The 18,098-nt window shown below is 39.1% G+C and carries 12 protein-coding genes; 2 read left to right on the forward strand and 10 right to left on the reverse strand.

Annotated elements, in window-relative coordinates:
• Positions 1 to 473: 473 nt before the first annotated feature.
• Both ACRD7B_RS04950 and ACRD7B_RS04955 read left to right on the forward strand, forming a co-directional pair.
• Complete coding sequence (locus ACRD7B_RS04950) at positions 474 to 4,409, forward strand: hybrid sensor histidine kinase/response regulator transcription factor (RefSeq protein WP_430823367.1); 3,936 nt, start codon at positions 474 to 476, stop codon at positions 4,407 to 4,409.
• Between the two features lie 4 nt (positions 4,410 to 4,413).
• A complete protein-coding gene (locus ACRD7B_RS04955) occupies positions 4,414 to 5,388 on the forward strand; it encodes a glycoside hydrolase family 5 protein (RefSeq protein ID WP_430823368.1) in 975 nt (324 codons plus the stop codon).
• Positions 5,389 to 5,780: 392 nt separating this feature from the next.
• Here ACRD7B_RS04955 and ACRD7B_RS04960 read toward each other — a convergent pair whose 3' ends face one another.
• The 10 genes from ACRD7B_RS04960 to ACRD7B_RS05005 all read right to left on the reverse strand — a co-directional run bounded on the left by ACRD7B_RS04960 (position 5,781) and on the right by ACRD7B_RS05005 (position 18,063).
• The gene (locus ACRD7B_RS04960) at positions 5,781 to 6,974 is read right to left on the reverse strand and encodes a T9SS type A sorting domain-containing protein (protein ID WP_430823369.1); all 1,194 of its coding nucleotides are present in this window, start codon (positions 6,972 to 6,974) and stop codon (positions 5,781 to 5,783) included.
• A 36-nt stretch (positions 6,975 to 7,010) separates the two neighbouring features.
• A complete protein-coding gene (locus ACRD7B_RS04965) occupies positions 7,011 to 9,056 on the reverse strand; it encodes a hypothetical protein (RefSeq protein WP_430823370.1) in 2,046 nt (681 codons plus the stop codon).
• Between the two features lie 43 nt (positions 9,057 to 9,099).
• A complete protein-coding gene (locus tag ACRD7B_RS04970; protein WP_430823371.1) occupies positions 9,100 to 9,954 on the reverse strand; it encodes a sialate O-acetylesterase in 855 nt (284 codons plus the stop codon).
• Between the two features lie 94 nt (positions 9,955 to 10,048).
• Positions 10,049 to 10,414, reverse strand: coding sequence for an SGNH/GDSL hydrolase family protein (locus tag ACRD7B_RS04975; protein WP_430823372.1), 366 nt, complete (start codon positions 10,412 to 10,414; stop codon positions 10,049 to 10,051).
• Between the two features lie 46 nt (positions 10,415 to 10,460).
• Positions 10,461 to 11,594: an endo-1,4-beta-xylanase gene (locus ACRD7B_RS04980; protein ID WP_430823373.1), complete on the reverse strand. Its 1,134-nt coding sequence runs from the start codon at positions 11,592 to 11,594 to the stop codon at positions 10,461 to 10,463.
• A gap of 25 nt (positions 11,595 to 11,619) precedes the next feature.
• Positions 11,620 to 12,717 carry an SGNH/GDSL hydrolase family protein gene (locus ACRD7B_RS04985; protein ID WP_430823374.1) on the reverse strand — a complete coding sequence of 366 codons (1,098 nt, stop codon included), beginning with the start codon at positions 12,715 to 12,717 and terminating at the stop codon, positions 11,620 to 11,622.
• Entirely contained in the window at positions 12,717 to 14,249 is a 1,533-nt protein-coding gene (locus ACRD7B_RS04990; RefSeq protein ID WP_430823375.1) for a sulfatase, read from the reverse strand. The genes ACRD7B_RS04985 and ACRD7B_RS04990 overlap by 1 nt, the downstream gene beginning before the upstream one ends.
• Before the next feature lie 19 nt (positions 14,250 to 14,268).
• Complete coding sequence (locus tag ACRD7B_RS04995) at positions 14,269 to 15,282, reverse strand: alpha/beta hydrolase (RefSeq protein ID WP_430823376.1); 1,014 nt, start codon at positions 15,280 to 15,282, stop codon at positions 14,269 to 14,271.
• Between the two features lie 4 nt (positions 15,283 to 15,286).
• A complete protein-coding gene (locus ACRD7B_RS05000; protein WP_430823377.1) occupies positions 15,287 to 16,588 on the reverse strand; it encodes a T9SS type A sorting domain-containing protein in 1,302 nt (433 codons plus the stop codon).
• On the reverse strand, positions 16,585 to 18,063 hold the full coding sequence (locus tag ACRD7B_RS05005) for a sulfatase (protein ID WP_430823378.1): 1,479 nt from the start codon (positions 18,061 to 18,063) through the stop codon (positions 16,585 to 16,587). Before ACRD7B_RS05005 ends, ACRD7B_RS05000 begins: the two co-directional genes overlap by 4 nt.
• Positions 18,064 to 18,098: the final 35 nt, after the last annotated feature.

Raw genomic sequence — 18,098 nt, forward strand, 5'->3', positions numbered from 1 at the left:
AATTCACATTTTCTTGATACAATGTTACCACCAATATCTAGCAAGCCTTAGGTAAAAATCGTTCCCTTGGGGTGGATAAACCATTCAAATTAACAAATGATGACATTTATTAAGATGACTAAAACTCACAAGTCCTAATGTCTTTGACAATTAAGATCGAACTAAGAAATAGAAAGCATAAAGAATTTTCACATCTATGCTCAAGCCTGATACATTAACGCTTGCCACACATCGAATCATTTACACCCCTTGATTGAACGATTTATACATCCTTCTATAAATATAATAAATGCCGACTAAGAGTATATGAAGAGCTAATCAATTATTAACTATATTTGATTTCATTAGCTGATTAATTAGACATTAATACCGTTTACTAATCAAAATGCGCCTTTAGTGCATTCCATTTCTAAAGTCACTTTGATTATGTATCGGCATTATACCAGCGCATTTTAATATTTAATTGGTATAACATGACCAACAACATCCATCATTTAAGATTGATCATCGTTGCAGTTTGTTTGCTGTTTGGTTTACAAATAGCGTGGTCGATTGATTATAAATTTCAGCACATATCAGTTGACGAAGGCCTGAAAAACAACCGTATTGTATCGCTTGCCCAGGATATGGAAGGATATATGTGGTTTGCTACTCACAATGGCGTTGATAAATTTAATGGTGCTGATCTAAAGCACTACACGCTGAGCATCGATGGGGAGCTTGGAGTACCCAATGATCAAATTATAAATTGCCTTGAATTCTCTGAGTACAACGATATATTATGCGGCACTAAAAGTGGCAATGTGTACAGATACAACAGGGAACAGGATCACTTCGAAAGACTCTTTCATAATTCGGACAACGATGCCTTATTTAATGTTACCGCTATCCACTCAATAAACAAAGGAGAGATGTGGGTTGGCACTACATCAAGTCTCTTTTATTTCAATTTAAATGCCCCAGGCATCCAAAGCGTTAACAAAAATACATCCACCGTAAATTGCATTACAAAATTCAACGATAATTACGAATTGGTGGGTAGTGCAAGTGGCTTGCACTTTTTGAATAACGAAGACAAGAAACTAATAGCTATTGACAACGCTCTATTCTCAAAAAAAGATATTACCTCAATACAACAAATTGATAAGCATTTTTACATTGGAACAAGAGATGGATGGGTGTACAAAACAATGATTGACATCAATAACATTGAAGTAGTAGCTTCGGTTTCCTTCTCAAAAAAAGAAAAGGTATTCCCAATAAAAGACATTGTGTTAACACCAGATAAGCATGTACTTTTTGGAATTGATGGTCTTGGCATGGTTCAAACTGATGGTGAATTGAATAATCAGCAATGGTTCAAAGCGAACGAAAATGACGACTATTCTTTATCTTCAAATGGTATTTACAATTTATGTTTTAGTGAAGATAATATTTTGTGGGTTGGTGCCTATGGAAGTGGGGTGTGTTATTCTGACCCCAATATTAAAAAATTCCATATTGAACGCCACGTGGCCTATAAAGGTCAGAGTCTTCGATCAAACGTTACTAATGCCATTTTTGAGAATATTGACGGCTGCTTATGGTACGGTGGCAAAAATGGCATCAGTATTTATGATCCAAAGACAGAAATATGGAAGCATGTGCCAAGGAAACAATCACCTGATGAATTAAGGATTCAAGTTATGTCGATTTGCGCCGGGCAGAATGGCAATGTTTGGGTAGCAACATATGGACAAGGCATTCATTGTTTTAGTTCAAAAGGACAACGCTTAAGGTCATTTACCGAGAATGCTAGCAATAAGAAGCATCAAATAGAAACAGACCATCTATATCAAAACTACACCGATAGTAAAGGTAAGATATGGACAGGTGGAATTTGGGGAGGCATTAGTGTTATTGATTTTAACGGCCTTCGAACCACTGTCAACATTTCCAATGTTAGATCATTTTACGAGTACAAAAATCACATGTATGTTGGCACCCTATTTGGCCTTTTTGTAGTTGATTTAGATACTTATAAGGTTAGCCGCCCATCGCTTGAATCTTTGATATCAAATCGAATCATTTGCATGACCAGTCACCCCACAAGCAATAAGTTACTATTAGGAACCGACGCCAATGGACTTATAGAGTGGAATCATGACAACGATAGTCTGAATTTTTTACAAAGCGAACACGGTCTCCCGTCCAATTTTATTCGAAGCATGGTATGGGTAAATGATACCACACTTTGGTTGGCTTCAACTGGCGGATTGTCCAAGATTCAAAACTTTTCAGTTTATGACAATTATGACTTAAGTGATGGACTGGCCAATACTGTTTTATTAGAAAATTCAATCTGTAAAAAACGGGATGGCCAACTACTTTTTGGAGGGCCGCGTGGCGTATCCTATTTTTATCCTTCCCAAATACATCGTTCTACACAAAAGAACACACCTATCTTAAATGAAATTAAACTCTTTGGAAAAACATTGCCTATTTCACCCGATGGAATCCTTCAAAAAAACATTAACCTGCAAGAAACATTTAAACTAAAGTACAACGAAAATACCTTTGGCATTTCATTCGGAGCAATCGCCTATACCAATCCACACAAAGTAATGTTTAAGTGGAAACTGGAAGGATTTGAGGAACAATGGAATGGTCCAAATCAGATACGAGAAGCCAATTACACAAAAGTTCCATCTGGCAACTATACATTTAAGCTAATGGTGTCAAACGACGATGATGTTTGGCAAGAAGCTATTAAGAAGGTTAGCATCAGCATTGACAAACCTTTTTATACCACTTTTTGGGCTTATCTGGTTTATTTCATGATAGTTTTAAGTTTAACCTTGGTCATTCTTCATTACAATAAACTCAGACTGCATGAACGGCACAACAACGAAAAACAACAATTCTTCATTTCCATTGCCCACGATTTAAGAACACCTCTTTCTCTTATTAAACTACCCGTTGAAAAAATGGTAGAGGAGTCGGAAGAAGAAGACAGCAACCTATCATTAATAAAGCGTAACATCGATCGCCTGAGCAACCTTGTTAATCAATTGCTCGACTTCCAGAAGGCTGATTTAAAAAAGATGCAGCTACAAGTGAGCGAATACGACATCAACACCTTTATACAAGAGCGTGTAAAAGCTTTTGAACCACTATCAAAGGAAAAGAATATAAGCGTTACCATTTCATTACCCAATGAGTCTTCGAGTGTATGGTTCGATCGCAATAAAATGGAAAAGGTAATGTACAACCTATTATCCAACGCCTTTAAATACACACCTAAAAATGGCGAAATAAAGGTTTGCATATTAATTGACAAGAAGTATTGCACCATTACAGTTGACGATACAGGTGAAGGTATTCCGGCCAAGCAGCAAAAGAAAATATTCCAGCACTACTACCGTGCTACCAATGCCATTAATTCAAAAGAAGTTGGTAGTGGTGTAGGTTTAATGTTAACCAAAGAAATAGTTGAACTGCACAAAGGCGACATTAGTTTTGAAAGCACACTTGGAGAAGGTTCTGTTTTTAGGGTAAAACTATTACTTGGCAACCACCATTATACACACGAAGATTTCAGTCACAGTGAAGACGAAAGTCAACTGCCTACGCCTATTGTTGACCAATCAAATACCGAGAGTTATGCTAATGTAAGTTCCATTGGTATCAAATTATTAATTGTTGAAGACAACCCTGAATTACTTGAGGCTCTAAAGCAAGATTTTAGTAAGGATTATAATGTATTTGGTGCAGCAAATGGTAAAGAGGGCATGGAGAAGGTAAATGAATACATGCCAGACATTATTATTTCGGATGTGATGATGCCTGAGATGAACGGACACCAACTTTGTCAGCAGCTTAAGAACGACTTATCAACTTGTCATATTCCTATTATTCTGCTTACTGCGCTTGACTCACCCGATTACAAACGCGAAGGATTGGAACATGGTGCTGATGCCTACCTCGAAAAACCTTTCGATTTAAAGCTACTGAGGGCTCAGGTAAGTAATTTATTGAAGAGCCGCCAGCAACTTAGACAGAAATTTCAGGAACCTGAAAGTGAACTAAAAGAAGTAGCACCTACCAATGCCGATGAGCAGTTTTTGGAAAAGATCAAAAGTTATGTGATTGAAAACATCGATAAGGATGAGCTGAGTGTTGAGAGCACAGCCATTGAGTTGGGTATGAGTAGACCTGTGCTTTATCGTAAAATAAAATCATTGACCGACTTATCGCCCCAACAATTGTTAATGACCATTAAGCTTAAGGAAGCTGCTCGCATACTTAAGGAAGAAGGTAAAAACATTAGTGAAACAGCCTATATGATTGGATTTACCGATCCTAAGTACTTCAGTCAAACCTTCAAGAAGTATTTTGGCATGACACCAAGTGAATACTTAAAGAAATAGAGAAATGATCAAGCGTTCAATCAAGTTGTTCTTTGTATGTTTTATATTTAACTATTCTGTTCTGCAAGCGCAAAGTTTTCAAATAAATAATGGGATTAATGTAAGTCATTGGCTGTCGCAAACGGACATTAGGGGTGATGAAAGAGCACAATGCATACAAAAAATAGATTTCGAAACCATTGCCAGCCATGGTTTTGATCATGTTAGGTTACCGGTGGATGAAAAACAGCTATGGGATGAAAATGGTAATATAGATAATGTAACCTTAAACTTATTAAAGCAAGGTATTGATTGGGCTCACGAGTGCAAACTCAAAGTAATTGTTGATCTACACTCATTAAGAAGTCATCACTTCGTTGGCAATAATCAACGAATATGGAATGACTCAGAAGCTCAAATCCAATTCATTGACTACTGGAAAGAATTATCAAGTCACTTAAAAGAATACCCAAACAAACTACTTGCCTACGAAATTTTAAACGAAGCCGTAGCAGAAGATCCCAATGACTGGAATAAGCTTATAAGAAAAGCAATTAGCGCCATACGTGAGAAAGAACCAAAACGCACCATCGTTATTGGATCAAATAAGTGGCAGCAGGTTTATAGTTTCCCTGAATTAAAACTACCGGAAAATGACACTAATCTCATCCTTAGTTTCCATTTCTACGAACCATTTTTGGTCAGTCATTACAAGACTTCATGGAATACCATAGGCACCTATAATGGCCCAATTGTCTATCCTGGTTACGCTATTGATACGCTCCAATATCCATCACTTGATAAATCCTTACAAGAGGCAATCTCTTACGAAAACCATTACTACGATCGTGAAACAATGGAGGAACGGATTTTAATAGCTGTTAAAATCGCTAAGAAACACAAGCTTCAATTGTACTGTGGCGAATTTGGCTGCTTTCCTTCTACTCCGCTCGCCATAAGAAAAGCGATTTATACCGATTGGATCAGCATCTTCGATTAACACAACATTGCCTGGGCACATTGGAATTATAAAAACGACTTTCCTTTATTTGATGGTAAATCGCTGAAACCAAACAACTCACTACTTGACATATTAAAACCAACAGCTCTGAAAACCCGAAAGGACAGGCGCCCCTTACACAGGACGATGCACTTATTTACAGCACAGCCTCACCTATGCGCAGGATGTAAGCAAACTTCCCTAGGACGGCTCACCTTGTTTCCCATTCACTCTCAATTATGCGCAGGGCGGCTCAACTCGTTGCAGGACATAGAAAATAGGCCAGGAAGTTTTAGTTTAATAGCCATACTTCGACATATTTTGGCAAGCTCAATAAGCGCTCAGTATTCGACTCTCCCATTAAACCTCGGATTTTAAAGTAACCACGAACTTTATAAAACCTGAATCTTGTGCACTTCGGTATAATCAAGCGTAGTAGTAAGCTGCATGTAGTACTGCCCCGCACTCAGAAAAGAAAGATCAAGCTCTTGTGCATAAAATTCTCGACATAGACATTGCCCCTGAATATTAAACACAGCTATACTTTCTACTCTTGCTCCCTTAATATAAAATAAACCATTAGAAGGGTTAGGATATACGCTTAATCGTTTTTCATTTTCAGGGTGAAAAATAGACGTTGTGTTATCTCCCTCGGGATAAAGCTTAAATTGATCTACCTTCAATGTTGATTCGCCCGTATAAACCTCGTAACCTGCTGCAATGGCTTTGAGCCAGGTATTGTCGCCTGCAATTTTTTCGTGTGCCAAACTTAAGTACGGCTCGGGTATAGCCGCATATTGTATATAGTCTTTTGTAGTGGCAATCAAATGCTTTATATTAATATTTGCGACCGATGGTGCCCCATTGCTTCCGTAGGGAATTAGTTTTATATGCGCCTTATCATCCTTATCGCCAGTATCCACAAAAAACTTATAACGAATGGCGTAAGTATAAACAAGACCATCAAGTGTGAGTTCGTAGGGTTTTAGGCTCCCATCCGTATTTCGGGCAAAGAAATATATTTTGTTATTAAGCACTTCGGCCTGGTCATTCAGGTCATCAGAGAAATTATGGCTTTGTGCCTTCACAACTAAATCATAGTCGCGCTCGGCATTGATGGGTTCACTCGTTTCGCTTCCGTTAATATCAAAAATAAAGTTAATGGACGACATCCACTTATCGTCTGCATCCAGAGCGTTGGTTTGTGTACTTTCCCATACAAAACTCATATTAGGATGAATGTCTTTTATCTGAACAGGCATGCCTACCACAGCTTTTTCTCCCACTATCCATTGGCCTCCAACTTTAGAGCCTCCGGCTCTCACATTAGGGTAGCCATCCATTCCGCCATCATAAGTATCGATGTAATCCAACTGAAAACCTCCTCCATGATTCGCATTCATCATAGCTGAGCAATAAAACATGCTTCCACCCACATTCGAGGAAGGTATCAATGCGTAGGAGCTAAATGGAATGACGCGCGATGAAAGAACTATCTTATCGTTTTCGTCACAAACATTCTGTGCTTTGGGTTCACCTGCAGAAAACAGAATAAAAAGACTACAGACTAATAATGTATGATTCATTATCTTAAAATAATGTTAGTACTAATTGCCAGCGCATCAATAAATCAACACCTTATGAATTGAGGAATTTGTTTGAATTATGTACATACCATCGTTCAGATGATTCACATGAATAAGCAAGGCATCTCCCCTATCTACTTCAACGCCACTCATCGAATACAAGCGCCAATTAACACTAGGGCTATCCGTTTTAATTCGGATGGTTTTATTCTGAGCTGAATAAGAGATTGTCTCTGTTTCTTTGAGGCTTGATTCTATACTGGTTGGTATATCCGACTTAGCGATACTCACTACAGCTATGGAATAGGCCGGAAGACTAATTATGCCACTAGCACTTTGCGAAACAAAAGCCTGCTCTGGAGAGTTGTAGGGATCGGTCAATACCTGATTCACATCCTCATGAAAATATTCCAAAGTATAAGCTCCAGCATAACTTTGTCCGCCAAATTGAAGGTTTAATGTGGCAGGCTCGGGCAATTTATTTACTGCCAAAACCTTTACCTCATCGCCATGATCAACCGCTCGGGCATTAACAGCAGGAAGACCTGGCTCTAAATCAGCACTTGTACTTAAAGCACTATACACCTGTTTATCTTTAAACACATCAAACAATTTGGCATAAACAACACCATTAGCTGTCAACACCATTTGCGAGCCAATATTATAGGTCAGTGTTGATTCGTGATAATGTTCGTTTTTAAATAACATATGAATGCCGGCCTGTTTCACTACTTCCTCTTCTTCTATGGCTAAAAACAGATCGGTAATTGATAAAGTCTGAATAAAATTCAAAGGTGTATCGTCCGATAGCACATTCCATTCAGTCATTAATAGTGGTGTATTTCCAAACAGATTTTTGTAGGCTTCAAAACGTTCCTGCGTTGTTTTATAGGCATTCAGCATTGTAAATGCCGATATTGGGTTTAATAAGAAAGTATTGGTTTGTACGTAGCCATGCATCACCGTAGCGTCATAGTAATTCTCTTGAGCCAAATTATAATTCCAGCCACCTGCTTCCCAAGCACCATGCTCAATATTCACCGCTACTTTCACATCGGATATTACTTCTTTCAGCCCGGCTGCCAAATCGGTTGTATGCAATATATAATTCTCTTCTGAATCGACCTGCCCAATACCTTGTGTTCCTATAAAATAGTTCTCATTGCCCATCTCAATCCAGGCAATATCCAAGCCTCCGTCAATACGATCCTGCAGCCTTTGTTTCGCTACTTCAACCGTTTCGGAAATGACATTAAACATGAGTGTTGAACTGGCACCACTACTTAATGAAAAAGCTTCGAATCCGGGATATCCCACACGGTGATCCATACTATACCCTTTATCGTAGGAGTATTGATTTTCGTAGTAGCCATCGCGTCGCCAATCGTAGAAATTACCTACAGTGCCTCCCGGGAAGCGAAGATTAGTCATCGGAAAGTGCTCGTAAATGACCTGATGTACCTCATCATCGGCCCAACCATAATCGGCCCATGTGAAATGTGTATTAGAGGAGAGTTTATCGTTATTAAACGGCCGTGTGCTTTGAAGATCAATATCAAGGTAGCATATCTTATCAGCCGGCACATCAAAGGGAAATTCAAGAGCAGGTACCGATGGTGCTGTGCTTAGTAACTGTGGATTCTTTATCACCATGGTACCTGTGGCACTTTGTATACCAAATTCAATGGTTATCTGTGTCTCACTATTCTTCTCTATTTTCAAACCAGTGGTCACCCATCGCTTTTCAAGCGGATTATAAAAATTTAAAACCGGATATTTAGAACCATCACTTTTATACATCTTAAACTTAGGCGCCTTATGTGCTGCATCGCCACAAACGATATTCTCAAAATAGACATCAGCCACCAAATACAAGGTAGAAGTATTTGCAGGAATATCTACCACCAGGGAAGCAGTGCGATAGCCCGTGCTTGAGCCAATAATTTCTATCTTATTAGCACTTTGAGTTACTCCCGAACTGTAAGTCCAGTCTTGATTCGTGAAAGAAATATCAACTATGGATGCATTAACAAAATAATGTAAGCTCAGCATCACACAAAGCGCAAGAATTTTAATTCTCATAGAACATCGATTTTTTTTACCACTTCAACAACTTTTGATTTCCTTAATCTTCACAGTTATGCTCTTTCAACAATGAGAGCATTTTTTCAGCATACCGTTTACCAATCATTCTGTAGCCCTCCGAATTAAAATGTGCCCTGTCCATTGCCGGGCATCCTTCAGAAGAGATAACGTGGGCATTTAAGAGCACATCTGGCAAAGTATTAATGATTGGATTCATTGTAGAGCAACAATTATCAGGTTCGGAAACCAGCTCACCAGCAAGCAGAGGAATATCCACAGCTTTTAATGAGAGATCCTTCAACATATCGTCATAAATCTTTTTTACGTACATGGGCCATTGGGTATCTCCGGTATTGGTTTCACCCTGATGCAAGAGAACGCCTTTAATCACACCGTTCTTTTGTGCTTGTTTAGCCAATTCAATCAAGCACTCATAGGGATTACCACCGTATCCCTTCACTTTATTGGCAAACCATGCTTTACCATCCTTAGAGTCATAATCGAGATATTGATCTTTATCGAATAAACGTATATCGCAACCACCAATCGCCACATTGATAACACCAACTGTAATACTGTCGGGCAGCTCTGCTACCAATGTTCTGCCAAAATAATCAGCTGGCGAAAGGCCAGCGTAACATTGACTTAATGGTGACACAGCTGTGTACCACTCTCCCTTCTTTCTGCACAGGTTATCGCAATCCATTGATGCCATCACCTGAAACCGATTATCAACCCTTGTGTCTTGCGCTTCAATTTTTCCTTGTCCTTCCATATTAGATTGACCAAAACAGAGATAGATATGGAAATTAGTGTCTTGTGCAATTATATAACTTGAAAACAGTAGTAACTTAATAAATACGAGTAGTCTTATATACTTTATGGTATTATTCATCTTTAATTTTTTATTGATGTTCCATGCATCTTATCTATTTTGGCGCTTCGCCAAACCAATCCCAATATGTAATAACACAATTTATCTCAATTCGTTACCACTTAATATTTTCATCGATAAAGGCAATCAAGAGTTTAGCCATCACTTTGTGCTCATCCACTTTGGGATGTCCTGGGGTATTTTTATAGGGAAACATCAGCGTATACATCTTTTCATCATTCAGTTCCTTAACAGCCGTTTGCACATATCCCGGCCAAGACGATCCTTCTTTGGTGGCATCCATACTTCCCAGTGCGCAGATAATATTTGCTTTGGGATATTTTGCTCTGATATCAGAGACAAAACTTTTATAAGCATCAATATGGCTATAATCAAACTCAAGCGGATTGTTTTGTGCAATAAGGTTTGTGCTTAATACGCACAAAAGAAGTAATAAGTAGAGATGTAATATTTTAATCATAGCGTTTCTTTTAAGTTACTCGCTTACTCTTCACAAACAACTTTTCTTATTCGGATGTTGCGGAAGCGTTTAACAAAGCTTTGTTCATCTCACTATAAATAGCTTTGGGCTTTAAATTAGCATCCCAAGGTGCAATCACCAATTTGTTCTTGTTTTTATAATGAGGTACATCCTTAATGTTCCAGAGGTTAAAGGTCACCACTCCACTTTGGCGCATCTCCAATACAGCATTGAAAATATTCATATAAGTAGCAATGTGTTGTTCTTCCGTGCCAGGTTCTTTAGAGGGCACGTGAATATTACATTCCGTCACATGAAATTCAAGTTTATTTTTATGCGACCAGGCAATGAGCTCTTTCAAAGCCTTAATACTCACTTCGGGCGATTCCCATTCCACATCGCGCCCATAACTAATGTGTGCCTGCCAACCAATGCCATCAACTTTATAATTATTGTCACGCAGGTAACGGACTAAGTCTTTAATCTTATTCCATATCAAAGGACTCATACTGCCATGTTGATTAATCACCAGCTTTTTATTGGTGGCCTCCTGTGTAGCTATTTCGAATGCTCGAATAATATAGATGGGTACTTTACCATCCAGATGCGGATACTTTTGCTTATCGACCTGCTCATAACCAATAGCCTCCCATGGCAACTCCCAACTATTATCACCCAGGCGAGCCGTTTTCCAGGTTCCATCGCGACTTACTGTTTCGTTAATCACATCCATCCAAACCACTACTTCCTCATCGTTATAGCGACGACACAACTCAGTCATATACTCACTTAGGTTGGTCAATAACTCCACATGGCTGCGCTCATCGTTCTTTGCCCAGCGTGAGCATTGCGGACTAATTGGTCCATGAATTCGGATAACTTGCTTATGCTTTTTGGCAAACTTTATCCAGGCATCTGAACGATCCCAACGCCATGTTTGAGGATTAGGATGCACATAGCTCTGTTTAAAATCGTTGGCCGGTGTAGTATAAGAAAACTCGCGAGCTAAAATCTTAGACTCTTTAGTGCCAATTTTACTATACATACTTGTAGCACCAATGTATAGACTCTTGTCAGGGCTAATTCGCTCTACAATTTTCCGGATAGGTTCTTGAGCACTTAAATCAGCAATTGATAAAATACTAATAACAGTTATTACAACTAATTTCATTTTTTTCATAATTACCGATTTTATTATTTCTACACTAATGTTTAATAATTTGACATAACTCTTCAGCAAATAAGGCAGCACCTTCAATACCAAAATGAGCTTTATCTGTTAAGCGGTCTGCCCTTAAATTTTTCTCCGAACTAATTTCATCTCCCTCAATAAGGTAAAGTTTGCTGTCCCCGTTTTTCTGGAAGTCGTTTACGAGTATTTTTAGGGCTTCACGAAAATCGTCAGGCACAATACCTGTTCGTTCATTGGCTTCAGCACGTGTATGTGTGAGCGTAATGCAATATATAGCAGCCTTGGGTTGATTTTGTCGAATGGTTTTTAAATAAGCTCGATAATCATTACTGTACTGCTTCACCGACTTATCATTAAACATTAAATCGTTATAGCCAATCAAAATGGTGATGACATCTGCCTGAGGCATTTCACCTGTCATACTAGCAATGGCTGGAGATATTTTAGCCCCTCCAACAGCCAGATTATAATAATTATAATCCAGTTTCTGCGCCAGCAAATAAGGGTAGGTCAAATAAGCAGCTGATCCTTGTCCTACACCATGAGTAATACTATTGCCAATGGCAAAATAGATGGGTCGTACATCCTCAGGAATGGAAAGTAAACTTGCTCTATCAAGCAGCTCCATTTTAAGTAAAGACACATTGGCAAAACTTGGTAAAACAACCTCAAATAAACTTTCTTTTTCTCCAGCTACATTTTCGAATTCAAGTAGCATCTCATTCTTTGACTTTTCCCCTTTGAAATCAAAGGTATGGGTTTGGATCCCATTTTGAAGCACAGCAAATTCAGCACCCCTATTCTGACCTTGGTCTGGTGCAAATGTCAGGCGAATTTTAGGACTAGCTGACTTGAATCGTAAACGTATACCACTATTAGTTCTTGCCTTATCGGCATTAAACATTGCCTCCGACAAGGGAGCGTTTAAAGTGGCTTCCGAAAAACGATTATAAGACAATTTAGCTTCCTCGCGCATCACATAATTGGCTCCCAGCACTTGTATTTTTTCCATTCTGAGATCCTGAGCGACAAAGGTTTCCTGAGCCAAACTATTGGAGCAACTTACAAACAAGCTACTCAGTAGGATAATATTAAAAACTATCTTTATCATCAGGGTTGCGAGTTTAGTATTTGTAATAATTTATCCTGTAAAAGACTGCGCACCTCGGCATACTCTTCGTTTTCTGCAAATGATTCTTTTTCCAGAGGATCCTTTTCATAATCGTAAAGCTCTACACCTACAATATCAGGATTGGAATAAACGTCTGTTTTTCTGAATTCGCCCTTCAGCCACAAAGTCAATCGGTACTGCTTGGTTCTTAAGGAATAGCCCATTACCTTATTTCCACGAGGATATTGACTTATGGCATAATCTTTTATCTCTACCTTTGAATTCTTAAGCACAGGCACTAAACTAAGACCGTCCAACTCGTCATCAACAGGCAAGTTACTCAACTCACATAAGGTTGGATAGATATCAACAAATTCAGCCATTGTATTGGCTTGTTTACCTTGTTGCATTCCAGGTGCAGAAATCATCATAGGAACCCTTGTGGCTTGCTCAAAATTGGAATGTTTGCACCATAAACCGTGGTCGCCCAAGTGCCATCCATGATCGCCCCACAACACAATAATCGTATTATCACTTATACCCAATTCATCAAGCTTATCCATTACTAAACCAATCTGTGCATCCACATAGCTCACGCAAGCTCTATACCCATGTATCAACTCTTTTTGCTGATCTGTGGGAACAGGCCCTTGCTGCGGGATATCGGAGTAGTTGCGCAATTCGCCCCAGGTATGATAAGCATAATCAGGTGCACCTATAGCTTCCTCCTGATATGGGTTTAACTGTATGGCATCGCGCTCATACATGTCCCAATATTTTTTTGGTGCAGCAAATGGCAGGTGAGGTTTATTAAACCCTAATGCTAAAAAGAAAGGCTTATCATTTGAGCTTAATTCTTCCAGTAGTTCAATACCGGCAAGTGCAACAGCTCCATCTTTGTATGCTCCATCTGGTACATCCATACATTCGACAGATGGCGCTAAACCCATTTTTTTCAAGTATTGGTTGGTTTCCTTCCAACCTAGCTTCTGTTTTTTACTCTGACGATAAGCTTTATGAATTTCTTTTGCCTGATACTTGCCATTGGCCGGGTATTTATAACCTTCAGGGTATACCAATTCTTTTGACTCCTTATAAGGAATGCTCCACGACTTAGGATCATTATTTTTTGCCCCATGCATCAGTTTACCCAAACCAACCGTTTCGTAACCTTGCTGCATAAAGTATTGAGGTAAGGTTACTACATCGGGGTTAACATCGCGCATGTTGGTTTTTAAATCCCATACTTTGGTTTGATCAGGGCGTAATCCGCTAAACAAACTTACCCTTGATACAGCACATACCGCTTGCTGACAATAGGCATTATTAAACTGCACACTTCTAGCCGCCAAAGCATCCATATTAGGCGAGATTATTTCCGTATCGCCATATGTGCCTAACATTGGCTTTAGATCATCCACAGCTATAAATAATATATTTGGCTTCTGTGGTTTGGACTGTGCACAGGCTACTAACTGCACCCCCAGCACCATAAATAGTAGAAAGTATGCCTTCAAACTTCGATTCATCATTTTCGCAGATTTAATATTATTAATTATCTCTTATCACTTTCAGCTTTTGCTGTTCTACTATAAAATCAAACGCCAGCTCTTCCAAGCGTTTATTGTCAAGCATAGCACCCCAGGCGCCATGCCCCTTTCCTTCTAGTGGGTAATAAACAAATGGCGCACCGGTGCTTTCATACATCTGTTTTAATTCCTTTGCATTAATGAAGGGAACAGTAGGATCTTCTGTACCATGAGCAATAAACAGGGCAGGATCATTACGGTCAAATCGTTGATGACTAAATATTTTTTCCATTGCATCCAATGCAGCTTTTGATCCCCAAAGGTCGACTATGATTTTAATCTGATAGGATTGATCAATGTTTGTAGTCGTCAAGCTTGGGTCTTGCTCAAATGTCAACTCGTCTCTGAAATCTTCCGGGTTAGAAATACCCATTGTTATGGCGGTAATAGCGCCTGCAGAACCTCCACCAACAGTAATATAATCTGTATTTATATTGTACACATCAGCATTTGCCACCACCCAACGCAGCGCTGCCTTGGCATCTCGAATAGCAGGATAGATTGCTAAGAACGGTCCTACCTTCGCTGCTTTAGGAAGCTTTTCTGCAAAATCAAGCCACTCAATAGGTACTGTTCCTTTATGGCGCTTTAAGCGATAATCGGCTGAAATGAACACCCATCCTCTTGAGGTATAATAATTGGCCCATTCAATAATCCTCCCTTGTTGTTTTGTACCGCCAGCAAAACCACCTCCATGAATAAACAAAAATACAGGTCTGTTTTCTAACTCATTATCCGGCGTATACACATCAAGCTTTAAGGGCATAACTGTGGCATCCGAACTATTAATGCTTGAATGGCTCAAGCCTTTGGCATACACAATATCATGCTCCACATTTACTTCAAATGTCTGCTCAGCCTGTACAACAGGTGTTTCATCCTTACAAGACTTTGATTCACTTTTATTATTTGAAAACGAAAGTGTGCACTTGCCAATTGCTAATATTAAGATAACTGCCCTTATTAATCTATGCATACGTTTATCTTTTAATCAATTTTATTACATGCCCATTTTGTTCGAAAAGGTAGACTCCTGAAGAAAAAGCTGAAATATCAAATACAGACTCCTCTCCGGCTTTCATAACCTGACCATTCATGTTATAAACCGTCCAAGGCCCAGCTTTACTAACTCTAAAGATACCTTTAGAAGGATTTGGGTAAACCAATACTTCACTTCCCTTGGTGGCATTAATGGACAGAGGCTCTTCATTCAGCTTAATGTTGAGAGAATTGAATTTTAATGCGCCAAAACCATCCGTCACCTCTAGACCAACTTGTATATTTGGCACATACTGATTTTTATTCAGGTAGCCTCTTGATATAAACGAATCATAAATGCCTTTCATATCAATACTTCCCTGAAGCAATTGCTCGTTATCTTTAATAATCACCCTGCGCCATTCATAACCATTCTCCTCCTTATACAAGCGTGCAAATGGTTTTTCATTAATAATGGTATCTGTTAACACAGTTGGGTATGGTGGAATCCACGTTCCTTTCTGGTCAAATACAAAGAAAAAATCACCGTCGTTACTACTGAAATCATCCAGGTAAGCTTCGTCGGTAACAAAATGGTTCAGCGCAATTTTATAGCCTTCTGTACCATAGAGTTGTTTAAAATCAAAATCCAGCTCCATTGATTCAATGGAAGATAATTGTATAGGGAAACCCGACAAGTCCTCTCTTATTCCTTTTCGATTACCCCACAATACACTGATATAACACCAAACTGAGGCACCATCAAAATCTCCGGGTGACGATGGAGTATCCCAAACAAAAATGGTTTGATCAGGCAAATCGGCGTGGCAAAGTGTAGCCATTCTGAAATCCACACCCTCCTGGGCTGTGCCACGTCCCCATAAATTATTGTATCCTAAATAAGGGTTGCCAGGCACTATGTATGTTTCTTTATGCGACTCTAATATCACATACTCATTGCTATTGGATAGTGTGTAATCATAGCCATCGACAACCACAATGCTTGTTTGCTCATTATTACACTGTATCAATAAATCATGCCTTGTTACTTCACCGATTACATCCTCAATAACAGTGTTGATGCTAATAATGCCCGTTGTCGGCTCAATAACAAAATGATTATCGTTGTTGCCTCCTACTATTTCATAATCAAAGCTTCCTTCTCCTGGCAAATCAACATCAGCAATCTGATCGCCCATTTTTTCGAATTCACTCCTGTAAAATAGAGAAGACTGAGCAAACAGATGACAACTATTAGAAAATAGTACCACTGTCAGAAAAACATGTAATAATACCTTTGTCATTTCTTTTTCTTCCACTTGCTCTTACTCGGATCGATCTTCTTGGCATTAATGGATTTCCGCCACTCTTTTACTAAAGCATGTAACTCTTTGGTTTTCTCAGGGAGTTCCTGACTCAAATCTTTATTTTCACCAATATCATTACTTAAATCAAACAGCTCTACACGTCCTTCGTCGTACCAATCAATTAGCTTATACTTACCCAAACGCACTGCTGAGCTATTCTCATCTCCTGTACTTCCCGGCCGAGCCAGAGGCGAATGCCAAAACATAGGTGTTTCACGTTCAAACTTTTTACCTTTAATGGCTGCACTTACATCTATCCCATCTAAATGATCCTTTGGACGCTGATCCAAACCAGCCATTTCTAATACAGTTGGGTATATATCGGTTCCTGTTATTAAGGCATCACTTACCTGACCAGCTTGGCTTTGTGCCGGCCATTTGACAATAAAGGCCTCACGAATACCTCCTTCGTACAACCAGCCTTTTCCATAACGTAAGGGATAATTAGAAGTAGCCAGTTTACGTGTATTACCACGTGTTGAAAGGCCTCCATTATCGGCAGTGAAAATGATGATTGTATTATCTGCAATATCCAATTCAATCAGTTTAGCTTGTAGCTTAGCCATACTCTGGTCGATGCTTTCTATCATGGCTGCATAAACCGGATAATCCTGAAGAAGTTTAGTATCACCTGTGATTGTTTCTTCATACTCCGGCAAATCATATTCCATCGATTTTAGTTTGGCCTCATACTTCTTAACCAATTCTGGTTTGGCCTCAAAGGGTGTATGCACCCCGTAATGCGATAAGAAAACAAAGAAAGGATCCTCACTTTGATGGCTAACATGATCTGATATAAAATCTAATGTTTCATCGGTAATGCGATCAGTAATGTATTCACCTTCCTGGCCATCTTCCAAACCATGAATTTCGTTTTTCTTATAACCTTTTTTACCCGATGGAGTAGCTTCTCCTTTGCGATATGGATACCAATAAGTGGGCGGTGCACCAGCTGCCCCTCCAGCCACATTTACATCAAAGCCCTGATTTTCGGGCATATTTCCTTCCTTATCTCTGAACAACAGATGCCATTTACCTGTGAAAAATGTTGAGTATCCACCTTCTTTTAAAGCTTCTGCAATAGTAACATCTTCAGGCAGCAAACCTCCACCTCCCGGAACAGAATCACGGGCAGGATATTTTCCTGTCATTACACCGTAGCGAGCAGGCACACAGCGAGGATGAGCAGTATACGCCTGAGTAAACCTAACTCCTTCTGCAGCTAATTGATCAATGGCAGGTGTCTCATAAAACTTAGATCCCTGACAAGCTAAATCCATCCATCCCAAATCGTCCACATAGAAGATAACGATATTTGGTTGTTGCTTTGGTTTATCCTCAGCAAATAATAGTACTTGATTGAGCAATAATATACCGATGATGGCTACTACGAACTTTATCTTCCCCTGCATCCTAAATATTTTTAATTTCAGAATATACTCTATTT

It is taken from the genome of Carboxylicivirga fragile (genome assembly GCF_050589805.1).
Taxonomy (GTDB): Bacteria; Bacteroidota; Bacteroidia; order Bacteroidales; family Marinilabiliaceae; genus Carboxylicivirga; species Carboxylicivirga fragile.

Bases quoted from the DNA above. Each gene is read 5' to 3' on its own strand.
- ACRD7B_RS04950 (WP_430823367.1), top strand. From the start codon at position 474: ATGACCAACAACATCCATCATTTAAGATTGATCATCGTTGCAGTTTGT.
- ACRD7B_RS04955 (WP_430823368.1), top strand. From the start codon at position 4,414: ATGATCAAGCGTTCAATCAAGTTGTTCTTTGTATGTTTTATATTTAAC.
- ACRD7B_RS04960 (WP_430823369.1), bottom strand. From the start codon at position 6,974: ATGAATCATACATTATTAGTCTGTAGTCTTTTTATTCTGTTTTCTGCA.
- ACRD7B_RS04965 (WP_430823370.1), bottom strand. From the start codon at position 9,056: ATGAGAATTAAAATTCTTGCGCTTTGTGTGATGCTGAGCTTACATTAT.
- ACRD7B_RS04970 (WP_430823371.1), bottom strand. From the start codon at position 9,954: ATGAATAATACCATAAAGTATATAAGACTACTCGTATTTATTAAGTTA.
- ACRD7B_RS04975 (WP_430823372.1), bottom strand. From the start codon at position 10,414: ATGATTAAAATATTACATCTCTACTTATTACTTCTTTTGTGCGTATTA.
- ACRD7B_RS04980 (WP_430823373.1), bottom strand. From the start codon at position 11,594: ATGAAAAAAATGAAATTAGTTGTAATAACTGTTATTAGTATTTTATCA.
- ACRD7B_RS04985 (WP_430823374.1), bottom strand. From the start codon at position 12,717: ATGATAAAGATAGTTTTTAATATTATCCTACTGAGTAGCTTGTTTGTA.
- ACRD7B_RS04990 (WP_430823375.1), bottom strand. From the start codon at position 14,249: ATGATGAATCGAAGTTTGAAGGCATACTTTCTACTATTTATGGTGCTG.
- ACRD7B_RS04995 (WP_430823376.1), bottom strand. From the start codon at position 15,282: ATGCATAGATTAATAAGGGCAGTTATCTTAATATTAGCAATTGGCAAG.
- ACRD7B_RS05000 (WP_430823377.1), bottom strand. From the start codon at position 16,588: ATGACAAAGGTATTATTACATGTTTTTCTGACAGTGGTACTATTTTCT.
- ACRD7B_RS05005 (WP_430823378.1), bottom strand. From the start codon at position 18,063: ATGCAGGGGAAGATAAAGTTCGTAGTAGCCATCATCGGTATATTATTG.